The sequence below is a fragment of the Staphylococcus simulans genome (assembly GCF_003043455.1).
GTDB lineage: Bacteria > Bacillota > Bacilli > Staphylococcales > Staphylococcaceae > Staphylococcus > Staphylococcus simulans_A.
In genome coordinates this window covers 20897-33644 of sequence record NZ_PZGG01000026.1, presented here as the reverse complement: position 1 = coordinate 33644, position 12748 = coordinate 20897, and the positions used below count along the sequence as shown (strand labels likewise).

Here is a 12748-nt window from a genome sequence, read left to right as displayed (position 1 = left end):
GCTATGCTTAACGTTGTATTTTTTATTATTACCCATTTTCAACTACACTTTATACATTTTTCAGTCAATTGAATTAAAGATTGCCTTCATTTAAAATTGAACTATCGATAATTTAGTTGGAGGCTACTATGGCGAATATCTTACAAACACAACTTACAGGTATATTCAATCGCTTAAATCAACAAGAATTGGATATACAAATGGCAGCACAATGTTTAATTCAAGCGATTGGCGGAGAAGGTCATGTTTACGTCAAAGGTTATGACGACTTAAAATGCTTTGAAGAATATGTACTTAACAGTAATGAAAAACTTGAAGCAAGTAAACGACTATCTGATTTAGAAAGCTATGAAGCATTAGATACTACAGATCGTGTGTTACTTTTCTCTCCTTTTTATACAGAAGAAGTACAAGCTGATACACAACGCTTGATTGATTTAGATGTTGATTTCGTTTTAATCTGTAATAAAAATAAAGAAACACCGATTCCTGATCATCTTCTTCATTATATTGATTTATGTACGCCAAGACCGATTGTCTACACAGAGGATTACGACAAAATCGTTCAACCTCACCCTATGGCGTTCACTTATGTATATTACGAAATCTACACGCAAATGATTGAAATGATCAGAGACCTAGATTTGAATGTAGAAGAGTAACTAAAATGTTTTGAAAATACAAAACAAAAGCGGCAAAGCTGTTTCACCTAGTTGTGAATCTGCTTTGCCGCTTCTTTATGCTTATTTTAAACGCAATGCGTCTTATTTATTTTTATTTTGCTGATATTTGTTAGCCGCTTCAATAAATGCTTTGAAGATAGGTTGCGGACGGTTTGGTCTTGATAAGAATTCAGGGTGGAATTGACTTGCGAAGAAGAAGTCATTACCAGGAATTTCAACCATTTCAATTCTTCTGCCGTCTGGGCTGATACCTGAGAAGACCATACCTGCATCTTCCATTTGTTGACGATAGTCATTGTTAAATTCATAACGATGACGATGACGTTCTTCAATTTCTTTTTTACCGTAGATATCATAAGCTAATGTACCTTCTTTAACTTCACTTGGGTACAAGCCTAAACGTAATGTTCCGCCTAAATCTTCGATATCTTTTTGTTCAGGTAATAAGTCAATAATTGGATATGGTGTATCTGGATCTAATTCTGCAGAATGTGCACCTTCTAAACCAAGAACGTTACGTGCGAACTCAACTGTAGCCAACTGCATACCTAAGCAGATACCGAAGTATGGCACATTGTTTTCACGCGCATAACGGATTGCTGAAATTTTACCTTCACTTGCACGATAACCGAAACCGCCAGGTACTAAAATACCATCAACATCTTTTAAGTATTCTGCCGCATTTTCATCTGTCACTTCGCTAGAATCAATCCATTTCACTTTGATGTCTTTATATAATGGATAGCCAGCGTGTTTCAATGATTCTACAACTGAAAGATAAGCATCTTGCAAGCTCACATATTTTCCGACTAAACCAATTGTGATTTCACCATCAAGGTTGTTTACGATTTCTAATAAATGTTTCCATTCATCTAATTGCGTATCGTATTTCGCATCTAAGTCTAAGCGGTTGATAACTAAGTCATCCATATGTTGTTTGCTTAATTGTAAAGGAATTTCATATAAAGATTCAGCGTCACGGCACTCGATTACATTTTCTTCAGGAATGTCACAGAATAACGCAATTTTATCTTTTAAATCTTGTGTCATTTCATATTCTGTTCTTACCACGATTAAATCAGGTTGGATACCTAAACCACGTAGTTCTTTAACACTGTGTTGTGTCGGTTTAGTTTTCATTTCACCTGCTGCTTTGATGTAAGGTAATAATGTACAGTGGATATACATGACATTATCTCTGCCTAAATCACTACGAATTTGACGAATAGCTTCAATAAATGGCAGTGATTCGATATCGCCCGTTGTACCGCCGATTTCAGTAATCACAACATCTGCATTGGTACTTTCGCCTGCTAATAATAATCGTTCTTTAATTTCATTTGTGATATGAGGAATAACTTGAACTGTACCGCCTAAGTAATCACCGCGACGTTCTTTTTTCAATACGTGAGAGTATACTTTACCTGCAGTCACGTTTGAATATTTATTTAAGTTAATGTCGATAAAACGTTCATAGTGTCCTAAGTCTAAGTCTGTTTCCGCACCATCATCTGTCACAAAGACTTCCCCGTGCTGATACGGACTCATAGTACCTGGGTCTACGTTTAAATATGGATCGAATTTCTGTATCGTTACGGATAAACCTCTATCTTTTAATAATCTGCCTAATGATGCAGCTGTAATCCCTTTACCAAGTGAAGAAACTACTCCGCCAGTAACAAATATGAACTTAGTCATTCTTTTTCCTCCTACTTTCAATTACAAATTAATTTTACATTCCATAACTTGTTTGTATTCATGTTAAGACATTTAAGGTCTTAGCGCTTATAATCAATATCGCTTATAAAATAAAAAAACGCTCCCTCTCACATCTCATGTAAAGGGGGAGCGTATGATTTATACACGTTGTCCTAATTAAAGGAGCCCGAATAAAATTTTATCATTTTTCAAGAAAAAGTCAATTATTATTCTTCATCGTCTGGCTCATCATTAAAGCCAACTGCATCTTCGAATAATTCTTCTGCTTCTTCTAATTCATCTTCATCTTCTTCGATAACGATATCAGATTCATTCACTTCTTCTTCATCTTGAGGATCATCTAGATTTTCTTCATTATCCTCAACATCTTCTTCAGTTCTCGCTTCGTCTTCCTCTTCTTCCTCTTCGCCAAGAAGTTTAAGGTTTTTATCTTCTTCGTCTTCTTCATCTAAGATATCGAATTTTTGGATTGTAGGTGCGATTTTTTCTTCAATATCATCTACTGAATACCAGTCACGTAATCCCCACATATTTTCTCCGACATTAAGGAAACGACCATCTGTGTTTAAGTCAGTATAGAATTGAACGATACGATTCTCTAAATGTTCATTATCTTCATAATGTCCTAAAGCTTTAAATTCATCAATGATATCGTATAAATTCATTGTAGTCCCTTTTTCTTCTAACAAAGTATGGGCCATATCGATGAATGATTTTTCGTCTACCATTTCTTTTGTGTAGTCTTGAATTTTCATATGTTCTATTACTCCCTTTCAAAGGCTTTATCAATTCAATCACAAGTTTACTTATTTCTCATGTTAACAAATGTAAATTATAAATGACAATGCCCTATTTCGCAATGCTAATGATTACTTTTTTAATAAACGATATATTTTTCAAATTTAACATAATCTTCAGTTTGCAAGGTTGCGACAAAATTACTGTTCAAACATAACGGTTTTAATTCATTATGTTCACCAAACAAAACAATATCTAACACCTCTATCTGTGGATATGTTTTTCTGATGTATGTCGCTAACTGGCGTAAAGCACTTTCTGCGATACCTTTATGACGTTTATCTTTATCTACTTCAATACCTCTGATATGCATACGGTTTTCTGTTGCTTGTAAGGCAATAAAGCCTGCTTTTTGGCCGTCCAACATTAAATGGACTGTATCGATTTCTTTATCGGGTTGTTCATCTGGCGCTTTCAACTTTAATGACGAAACATATTTAGAATCTAAATCTAAATAATACAAGCGTTCTTCACCAATCGGTCCTTCTTGTTTCGTCGCAGTATGCATAAAGCCCGCACGTTCATACACATTCCACGCTGCTTTATTTTCAGCATCGACAACAAGGTATAAATGATTGAAGTCACTGTATAGTGACTGAACATAATTCGGTAAGTTCATCATTATTTTCGTACCGTAACCATTACCTTGGAATTTCTCATTAATAGATAACGACCGCACATAGACGACATGTTCTGGTGTGTCATAACCTTCATGTTGATAATATTGATGTAAAACAAAGAAGCCGACCACTTCCCCTTTTTGATTTATAGCTATATTCGCGATACGGTCTTTGTCTTTTAAAGCATCGTCTAATACTTGAATCGGTAAAGAAGAATAAATCATCTGTCTTTCTGACAGTTCGAAATCTACGACTTCTTGATGGTACTTTGGTTCGTATGGCTGAACGATAATATCTTCATATTGCTTACTGTGTTTCATATACATCCCCTACATTTCTAATTTACTACAAGTTCAATTAGTGTTTCCCTACGTGTTAGTTTGAGAAACAATTTGAGAGCCAATTGACACCGAATCGGTCTCTGACTTGACCATGCATTGCGTTGAAAAAAGTTTTGGCAATCGGCATGTGCGGATCTCCATTTTCACTTAACGCATCATATACACGTTGTTGTTCAGAAGCATCCTCAAATGTTAAAAGCAGATTCACATTTTCATTACTGAATGGTTTACCGTAATTGCTAGATAAATGCAACACGATAGCTTCAGAAATATGAACTTCCGCATGCAACACTTGTTCCTTTTGTTGATTTAATATTTTAATCTCTCCGCCGAAAACACTTTGATAGAATTCAGCTGCTTTTGCAACATTTTCTACGATAAGGTATGGACTTAATTTCATTTTTTATTGTACACTCCTTAACTTTGCTTTTTTCTTTCTCTTTTGATTATACTATTAATGATTACATGTCATACATAATTTTGAGGTGAAACTATGAAAATCGGTATTGATGCCGGTGGTACATTAATTAAAATCGTCGAAATCGACAATGGACGACGTACTTTCAGAACGAAACGTACTGATGAATTAACAGAAGTAATTGATTGGTTGAATCAGCAACCTTGCAGAAATGTTTCTTTAACTGGCGGTAAAGCACAAATGATTAAAGATCAATTAGATTTTCCTGCACAAGAATTCGTTGAGTTCGATGCAGCATCAAAAGGTTTAAATATGTTATTAGAAGAACAAGGTCACTATTTAAAAGACTACATCTTCGCCAATGTCGGAACAGGAACATCTATGCACTACTTTGACGGCCAAACACAAAGACGTGTCGGCGGCATTGGTGCTGGCGGCGGTATGATTCAAGGGTTAGGTTACTTATTATCTGGTATTACAGATTACCAAACTTTAACAGATACTGCTGAACAAGGTGATCGTGAATTTATCGACTTAAAAGTAAAACACATCTATAAAAATAGCGAACCACCTATTCCAGGTGATTTAACAGCCGCAAACTTCGCACATGTGATGCGTCATCTAGATAAAGAAGTATCAACTGCAGATCAACTAGCATCAGTAATGGGTGTCGTTGGAGAGGTTGTCACAACCATGGCCATCACACTCGCAAGAGAGTTTCATACTGAAAATGTGGTATATATCGGTTCTTCATTCAACAATAACCATCTATTACGTAAAGTCGTGGAAGATTATACAGTCTTACGTGGTTTCAAACCTTACTATGTTGAAGGCGGCGCTTTTTCAGGTGCATTAGGCAGCATCTATTTAGGCAATCCAGCTTAAAACTCATCAAATAAATAGGGAATAAGGCAGATAATCTAATCATTGCCTTATTCCCTATTACTTTATATTTTTATTTTTTCGTCACACAGCACAACGCCTTAATAAGATAATTCATTTTTCAATGTTTGTGCTGAAACAATTGAACCTACGACATTCGGTTTTAGGTTGATGCCGACACCGTTATCATCATCTCTTAATTGATCTAGCCATTCACTGAAGACTTCCCCTTCAACTTGGTCAACATCGCATTCTTCAAAATCCTCATCGCGAACTTTCAATGCAGATTGATAGTCACTCCACACTGGCATAAAGTTAGGTTGGTTTTCCCCGTTATTACTGATAATAATAAATTGTTTGTTACCTTTATCAGTCAGACCATACACATCATCTGTTTTCGCAGTAATTCTCGCAAATTCAACTGTGCGGATACGATCAAGTTCAGTCATGATTTGTTTTGTGGCTTCATAAATATCAATGAAATGACCATCTAATTCGTCTGTGACATTGACTAAAACTTTATCCCCTTTATCAAATAAGTCATCCATTTCACTTGTCACAAAGCGATCTAAATCACGAATAATAATTTTATCGTAAGCGTCTTTACGGTTTTCAAAATAAGCTTCTGCTAATTCTTTTTTTGTCCAAAAAAGCGCAATAGCTTGTCCATCTACATCTCTTCGTACCATTTTTCTATCTTTGACTGCAATGTAGTACGTTTCATTAACAAGCAAATCTTTGAAAAACGTTTCGTATTTATAATCCATAGTAAACCCACTTTCTCTATAGTTGTGTATCAATGCAAATATAAAATAATAAACTTAAACAGTCAATCTAATACGATATAGAAAGCAGTAAAACGGCTAAAATCACACAGGATTTTAACCGTTTCACAATAATTGGCTATTAGTCGCCAATTTCTTTTAAGAAGGCTTTTTCATTTAATTCAATTTCTTCTCTCGAACTGCCGTGCCAGATACACGCGAAACGAGAATTGACTTTGTCTTTACCATACCAATCCCCATCATAATAAGATAATGGATAGATTTTACCTTGGCGGACATATTTCATTATCGTACGATAGAATTTTGTATTGTCGCCACGTGAGAAATAACTATAGAATTTATGGAAATCTCCAGACAATTCATCATCAAGCAATAACATACTTGTTGAACCATTTTGACGGAAGTTTAAATCAATCGCATAGACATGACCATATTTATCATAAAGCAAGTCGAAACCTCCGACACCATAGAAACCTTCTTTAATACCGTTTTCCATTATTTCACGGCCCGCTTCAATCACAGCTTGCGGTACCTCTTCAACGGGCACACTTTGATTTCCATTATAGAAACCATAATCATCCGTGATTTGTTCAGCTGTTCCTAAATATTTCAAACCAATTTGATCTGAGTAAGCAAATTGTACACAGTAATTTGCGATATCATCGATTTTTTGTTCAATAATCATTGTTTCTGTTTCATCCAATGCTTCACGAACGCGTTTAATCGCTTTTTCTAAATCTTCTTGGTTATAGCAAATCATCACACCATAACCGCCAGCTGTCGGTAAATCATCACCAGGCTTTAACACTATTGGTAAATCCCATTTCTTCACTGCTTCTTCAAAGTCTTCTACCGCCACAACTTCACGTTTCGGCAAATATTTACCGTTTGTCCATTCTGGAATACGCGCTTTATTATTAAGTGCGACAAAAGTATCTTTATCCAGCGCATAATCTTCTTTAGGTACAATATCTTCACTATGCACGTATTGGAAGTAAATTTTCTTATTATCTTCTTGTGTTAATGAACGTAATAAATGTTCATAACTAGCTTGATTATGGAATTTATAAACATTGCTTGGTACTTCTTTACCGACTTCGTTGAATAACTGTTTCAACTTATCAGTGACACTCGCTTCGTGTACAATCACCGGCATTTTATTCGCAATTAATAATTCACGACCTGTTAAGAAGTTAGATTGATGTTCATCAGGTTCTAACCAAGGGTTAGATACATATGATGGACGAGACGTATAAACAATAGACTCATCATATAAATCACTTAAAGTGACTTTTGGTTGTTCTGAATGTTTTCTAAGTTCTTTTAATGATGCTTGCTTCACTTTTCTAACATGTTGTTCTTTGATTTCTCTCAATAATTCATTGTTTTGAATTAAATCTAAGCCCATACGTGCTAAAATATCCGCACCTTTAATTAAAGCACTGTCGCCATGGTCAGATGCAGCAGCTTCTTTAAACTTATAAGTATGTCCTACTAAATTGCTTGGACCGATTTTAATATGCGCGTGCAATGTCGGAACAATATGACTGACGTTACCAGTATCCGTAGAACCGTAACCGAAGTCATCTTCACTGACTTCTTCGCCTTTTTGACGTGCATAATGTGCAAACAGTTCATCTAATTTAGGTGTTAAGATAAATTCATTCACGCCATTTTGAATCGGTTTGAATGAATAGTCACATCCTGTCTGTAATGCGGCACCTTGAGCAATTTGGCCAACACGGTGTGTTAACACGTCTAAATCTTTACGTGTTGTGGCACGTGTATAGAAACGTGCATGAGTAAAATCAGGAATAATATTGGCTGCTTCTCCACCATTTAAAATCACACCATGCACACGTTCACCTTTTTTAATTTGTTGACGTAGTTGTGCCACACCGTTGAAATAACTGATCATCGCATCTAAAGCGTTAATCGCTTCATCTGCATTTTCAGAAGCATGCGCACTTTTGCCGTAGAATTTAATGTCTAATACATCTACAGCTAATGTATGGATTGTTTTGTATGTTTCATTACCAGGATGCAGCATCAACGCAACATCAAGTTCATCTATAATGCCTTCTTTAACATAGCTGGCTTTGGCACTACCATTCTCTCCACCTTCTTCAGCTGGACAACCTAAAACAACCACTTGTCCGCCTACTTTATCAATCACTTGTTTTAAAGCAATGCCCGCTAGCACACTTGTTGTACCGATAATATTATGGCCGCATGCATGACCTAATCCAGGAAGCGCGTCATACTCTGCTAAAAAGCCAATTGTCGGTCCTGGCTTACGACTATGATATTGAGCAATGAATCCAGTCGGATGCCCTGCGATATCTTGTTCAATTTCAAAGCCGTATTTCTTTAATTCTTGCATTAATAAACCAGAAGCAAAGACTTCTTGGTTACCTAGTTCTGGTCTTTCATGGATTTTATGACTGATATCAATAAATTCTGACTGTTTCGCATCTATAAATTGTTCAATATGAGTTTCAAATGACATTTTAGTGACTCCCTTTATTTTTCAAAGATATATGTGTCTTTAAGGTCGTTTTAACACGATTTGGAACGCTTTTGCACAACGTTCTTATCCCCTTTTATATCTTTATCAGTAAAATTGATTACTAAACATTTTAAAGGTTTTTCATGACTTTGTCATCCTTTTTCTTAATTTTCAACAAATTTATTCCGAGTAAACTGATAAACTTTTATCAAAAGTGTATTCGGTAAAATTGTAAATGCCGCTTAGCCTTGTTACAATAAGACATGAAGAACTAAAGGAGGTTTAGTTTTATGCCTAAAATGAACGTTGAAAGTTTCAATTTAGATCATACTAAAGTTGTTGCACCATTTGTGCGCTTAGCAGGTACAAAAGAAGGTCAAAACGGAGATGTTATTAAGAAATACGATATTCGTTTCAAACAACCAAACAAAGAACACATGGAAATGCCTGGTTTACACTCATTAGAACACTTAATGGCTGAAAACATCCGCAACCACACAGACAAAGTAGTAGACTTAAGTCCAATGGGTTGCCAAACTGGTTTCTATGTATCATTTATCAACCATGATGACTACGAAGATGTTTTAAACATCATTGAAGCAACATTAAAAGATGTTGTGGCAGCTAAAGAAGTCCCTGCTTGTAACGAAGTACAATGCGGATGGGCAGCAAGCCACTCATTAGAAGGTGCACATGAAATTGCACAAGAAATGTTAGAAAAACGTGACCAATGGGATAAAATCTTCAGCGAAGACTAATCTTGGTCATTTGATGCATTAATAGTAAGTGAAGCCCCGCTTCAAATCAAAAATGATTTGAGACGGGGCTTCTTTTTTATTTGCTAATTGAATTATGAATAGATCGATTCAATCTATTCTCTGTTTTTCAGTTGGTCTAATAATAATGAAAGTTTATATAGCATTGGGCGAAGCGGTTTAATAAAGTCTCCAATATATTCTTCCACGTGCGCATTAAATCCTTCTTTAAATTTCTGCACACCATAATCTTCCGCATTATCAGAGAAATCGCCTGTAATACCGTAGAAATTATAACGGTCAATACCTTTCTTTTTCGCAAATTTAATCATTTCCCATTGTAAACGGTATGCGCCCATAAACGCATTATATTTAGGATTCGAACCACTAGATAGATAATAAACTTCATGCTCATTATACAGATAAAGCGCAGCCGCTAAGTTTAAGATGTTGCCATCTTCTTCTATCATCGCTTGTGTTTCTTTGATTTTACGTTCATTACTATTAAATTGTTGTTGAAGTTGATTGGCTCTGCTTTTTGATTTCTTAGAGTTTGGACTTTCTTTTAATTTCTCGTTCACTTCATCTAGATCACTTTGTAATTGCGCATGTTTCTCTTTCAGCTCTTTTAAATACGTATGTAAATCAACATAGGCTAATTTTAAGAAACCGCGGTGACCATAAATTTTCTGCATTTGTTTAAAATATTCCAAGCCTCTAAATGTGAAGCCGTGTTTCTCTTCTGCCATTTTAAACAATTCGAAGAATAACGGTGTTTCATCAATAGAAAGTGTACGCACTTGTACACCCATTTCATAAGTCTTTTTAATATTACGTCTTGTTTGATAGTCCATTTCATTGAGTAACTGTGTCTCTGATTTTCCTTTTAAATCTAATACTGAGAGCCATCTGATTTGACTCATAGAAGAATATCCGATGGAATAACCTTGATGTTTATAACCTAATTTCTCTAATGTTTGAATCAATTGGTGATTATCAAATTGTTCAATAATCTCACCATCAGTTTCTCTAATACTTTCTAAAACATAAGGATCAACTAACACATATAATCCTTTTTGTTTTCTTAGATATAACGTAAGTGACGCAAAGAAATACGCTACAAGTTTAGTATTTTTGTAATCCATGACCGGCCCGCGATGTGTATAGAAGTATTTAAAGAAACGCATACTTCTCGCTTCTGTTAATAAACACGCCGCAATGACTTCATTATTTTCATCTTTAACTCCCACTAAGTGCACATCATGTTGTTCTTTATTGCGATTATGATAATGTCTCACTGATTGTGTGTAATGAGAGAAATGTTGTTTTGTATAATTGTCGAATTCTGCTTCAGTTAAATTAGTAAAATACATGGTGCATCTCCTTTGATGATGTCGCTCCCTTTAACTGTATCATTCTATAACACATCACACAACATAGTCGTACATAATTGTTTATTTCTTTTAAGTTTTAACAAAAACATCCAAAAAAAAGATACGATTCCTAATCGTATTTACAATTAAGAACCGCACCTTTTCATTTACTTATTTTTAATTAATAATCAGAATCTGATTCTAATCCTTGAATAATTTGTACACCGGCACTTGCACCTACACGTGTCGCACCTGCATCTATCATAGCTTTGAAGTCTTCTAAATTACGAACACCGCCTGAAGCTTTAACTTCTAATGCGTCGCCAACGACTTCTTTCATTAATTTTACATCTTCAACTGTTGCGCCTCCGCCAGCAAAGCCAGTAGAAGTTTTCACAAAGTGTGCACCTGCTGCTTTACTTAATTCAGATGCTTTACGTTTTTCTTCATCTGTCAGTAACACTGTTTCGATAATCACTTTAACTGTACGACCATCAGCAGCTTTAACCACCGCTTCAATATCTTGTTGTACCTCGTCATAGCGTTTATCTTTTAATGCACCGATATCAATAACCATATCTAATTCATCTGCACCATTTTTCACCGCATCTTCTACTTCAAATGCTTTTGTCGCAGTTGTATTTGCGCCTAATGGGAAACCGATGACTGTACATACTAATACGTCAGAATCCGCTAAAGCTTCTGCCGCATGTTTTACATAAGTCGGGTTGATACATACAGATTTAAATTGATATTCCTTTGCTTCTTCAATCAGCTTATCAATTTGTTCTACAGTTGTATCTGGTTTTAATAAAGTATGATCAATATACTTCGCATCATTCATTTGTATACATCCTCCAATTTGGTTGTTTACTTTCACATATAATATAACGTATTCAATTATCATTTTACCAAATATTTTAACTCACTAAAATATAAGAGATGTTCACGTTGTTTCAATTTCACTCTTTTAATGAAATCATACTTGAATTGTCATTAAATAAGCCCGACTGTATAAGGTTATTCTCGCAAATTATAAGCTTGCGTGTTATCTTTAACTTAACTTATTTTTTATTAAAGGAGCAGATAAATATGACTCAAGGTACACCGCATATTCAACCAAACGGTGCTAAAATCGCGAAAACAGTTTTAATGCCAGGTGACCCGCTGCGCGCAAAATATATCGCAGATAATTATTTAGAAGATGTCGTACAATTTAACGAAGTGCGTAATATGTTTGGTTATACAGGCACATATAAAGGTAAAGAAGTTTCAGTAATGGGTTCAGGTATGGGAATTCCAAGTATCGGTATCTATTCATATGAACTTTATAACACATTTGATGTAGATACGATTATTCGAATCGGTTCTTGTGGTGCATTACAAGAAGACGTAAACCTTTACGACATTATTATCGCACAAGGTGCTTCTACAAACTCTAACTATGTAGATCAATACAATATTCCTGGCCACTTCGCGCCATTAGCTGACTTTGATTTAATGGTCGAAGCTAAAAATGTTGCGGATAAAGTCGGCGCAACGACTCATGTTGGTAATATTCTTTCTTCAGATACATTCTATAATGCTGACTCAACATTCAACCAACAATGGCAACGTATGGGTATTTTAGGTATTGAAATGGAATCTGCAGGTTTATATTTAAACGCAACTTATGCAGGTAAAAAAGCGTTAGGTATCTTCACAGTAAGCGACCACATTTTACGTGATGAAGCGACAACACCTGAAGAACGCCAAAACTCATTTACACAAATGATGGAAATTGCGTTAGAAATCGCATAATTCATACAATATATTTCAAGGCGAAGCTCAAGTCAGCTTCGCCTTTTTTCATAATTTCATTTATG

12 protein-coding genes and 1 pseudogene are annotated in these 12748 nt (G+C 35.3%); 4 read left to right on the top strand and 9 right to left on the bottom strand.

What is annotated here, in order from left to right:
• Positions 1 to 128 precede the first annotated feature (128 nt).
• Positions 129 to 662: a DUF2529 family protein gene (locus BU038_RS06270; RefSeq protein WP_107605303.1), complete on the top strand. Its 534-nt coding sequence runs from the start codon at positions 129 to 131 to the stop codon at positions 660 to 662.
• A gap of 102 nt (positions 663 to 764) precedes the next feature.
• Here the strand turns inward: BU038_RS06270 and BU038_RS06265 are convergent, their stop codons facing one another.
• The 4 genes from BU038_RS06265 to BU038_RS06250 form a co-directional block, all read right to left on the bottom strand.
• Complete coding sequence (locus tag BU038_RS06265) at positions 765 to 2381, bottom strand: CTP synthase (RefSeq protein ID WP_107605302.1); 1617 nt, start codon at positions 2379 to 2381, stop codon at positions 765 to 767.
• Positions 2382 to 2608: 227 nt separating this feature from the next.
• The gene (gene rpoE / locus BU038_RS06260; protein WP_107605301.1) at positions 2609 to 3157 is read right to left on the bottom strand and encodes a DNA-directed RNA polymerase subunit delta; all 549 of its coding nucleotides are present in this window, start codon (positions 3155 to 3157) and stop codon (positions 2609 to 2611) included.
• Positions 3158 to 3279: 122 nt separating this feature from the next.
• Positions 3280 to 4146 carry a GNAT family N-acetyltransferase gene (locus BU038_RS06255; RefSeq protein ID WP_182676015.1) on the bottom strand — a complete coding sequence of 289 codons (867 nt, stop codon included), beginning with the start codon at positions 4144 to 4146 and terminating at the stop codon, positions 3280 to 3282.
• A 49-nt stretch (positions 4147 to 4195) separates the two neighbouring features.
• The gene (locus BU038_RS06250; RefSeq protein WP_107605299.1) at positions 4196 to 4561 is read right to left on the bottom strand and encodes a VOC family protein; all 366 of its coding nucleotides are present in this window, start codon (positions 4559 to 4561) and stop codon (positions 4196 to 4198) included.
• Between the two features lie 93 nt (positions 4562 to 4654).
• Here BU038_RS06250 and coaW point away from each other — a divergent pair, with 93 nt between their 5' ends.
• Complete coding sequence (gene coaW, locus BU038_RS06245) at positions 4655 to 5464, top strand: type II pantothenate kinase (protein ID WP_107605298.1); 810 nt, start codon at positions 4655 to 4657, stop codon at positions 5462 to 5464.
• 98 nt (positions 5465 to 5562) lie between these two features.
• On the opposite strand, the gene BU038_RS06240 is transcribed toward coaW, so the two are convergent.
• From BU038_RS06240 to BU038_RS12660, 3 genes and pseudogenes are all read right to left on the bottom strand, one after another.
• Positions 5563 to 6228, bottom strand: a complete 666-nt coding sequence (locus BU038_RS06240) for a DUF2750 domain-containing protein (protein ID WP_107605297.1) — start codon at positions 6226 to 6228, stop codon at positions 5563 to 5565.
• Between the two features lie 139 nt (positions 6229 to 6367).
• Positions 6368 to 7588, bottom strand: coding sequence for an L-aspartate--L-methionine ligase LdmS (gene ldmS, locus BU038_RS12665; RefSeq protein WP_241963156.1), 1221 nt, complete (start codon positions 7586 to 7588; stop codon positions 6368 to 6370).
• Positions 7589 to 7597: 9 nt separating this feature from the next.
• A pseudogene (locus BU038_RS12660) lies at positions 7598 to 8755 on the bottom strand (M20 family metallopeptidase); the annotation flags it as partial.
• Between the two features lie 290 nt (positions 8756 to 9045).
• Between BU038_RS12660 and BU038_RS06230 the strand changes: the two are divergent.
• The gene (locus tag BU038_RS06230; RefSeq protein ID WP_107605295.1) at positions 9046 to 9513 is read left to right on the top strand and encodes an S-ribosylhomocysteine lyase; all 468 of its coding nucleotides are present in this window, start codon (positions 9046 to 9048) and stop codon (positions 9511 to 9513) included.
• A 113-nt stretch (positions 9514 to 9626) separates the two neighbouring features.
• Here the strand turns inward: BU038_RS06230 and BU038_RS06225 are convergent, their stop codons facing one another.
• The gene (locus tag BU038_RS06225; protein WP_107605294.1) at positions 9627 to 10883 is read right to left on the bottom strand and encodes an aminoacyltransferase; all 1257 of its coding nucleotides are present in this window, start codon (positions 10881 to 10883) and stop codon (positions 9627 to 9629) included.
• A 181-nt stretch (positions 10884 to 11064) separates the two neighbouring features.
• Entirely contained in the window at positions 11065 to 11727 is a 663-nt protein-coding gene (deoC, locus tag BU038_RS06220; protein WP_107605293.1) for a deoxyribose-phosphate aldolase, read from the bottom strand.
• 248 nt (positions 11728 to 11975) lie between these two features.
• On the opposite strand from deoC, the gene deoD reads away from it, so the two are divergent.
• Positions 11976 to 12683, top strand: coding sequence for a purine-nucleoside phosphorylase (gene deoD, locus BU038_RS06215; RefSeq protein WP_002481817.1), 708 nt, complete (start codon positions 11976 to 11978; stop codon positions 12681 to 12683).
• The last annotated feature ends 65 nt before the right edge of the window (positions 12684 to 12748 follow it).

Coding starts and splice junctions, on each gene's coding strand:
- BU038_RS06270 (WP_107605303.1), top strand. CDS start 129: ATGGCGAATATCTTACAAACACAACTTACAGGTATATTCAATCGCTTA.
- BU038_RS06265 (WP_107605302.1), bottom strand. CDS start 2,381: ATGACTAAGTTCATATTTGTTACTGGCGGAGTAGTTTCTTCACTTGGT.
- rpoE (WP_107605301.1), bottom strand. CDS start 3,157: ATGAAAATTCAAGACTACACAAAAGAAATGGTAGACGAAAAATCATTC.
- BU038_RS06255 (WP_182676015.1), bottom strand. CDS start 4,146: ATGTATATGAAACACAGTAAGCAATATGAAGATATTATCGTTCAGCCA.
- BU038_RS06250 (WP_107605299.1), bottom strand. CDS start 4,561: ATGAAATTAAGTCCATACCTTATCGTAGAAAATGTTGCAAAAGCAGCT.
- coaW (WP_107605298.1), top strand. CDS start 4,655: ATGAAAATCGGTATTGATGCCGGTGGTACATTAATTAAAATCGTCGAA.
- BU038_RS06240 (WP_107605297.1), bottom strand. CDS start 6,228: ATGGATTATAAATACGAAACGTTTTTCAAAGATTTGCTTGTTAATGAA.
- BU038_RS06230 (WP_107605295.1), top strand. CDS start 9,046: ATGCCTAAAATGAACGTTGAAAGTTTCAATTTAGATCATACTAAAGTT.
- BU038_RS06225 (WP_107605294.1), bottom strand. CDS start 10,883: ATGTATTTTACTAATTTAACTGAAGCAGAATTCGACAATTATACAAAA.
- deoC (WP_107605293.1), bottom strand. CDS start 11,727: ATGAATGATGCGAAGTATATTGATCATACTTTATTAAAACCAGATACA.
- deoD (WP_002481817.1), top strand. CDS start 11,976: ATGACTCAAGGTACACCGCATATTCAACCAAACGGTGCTAAAATCGCG.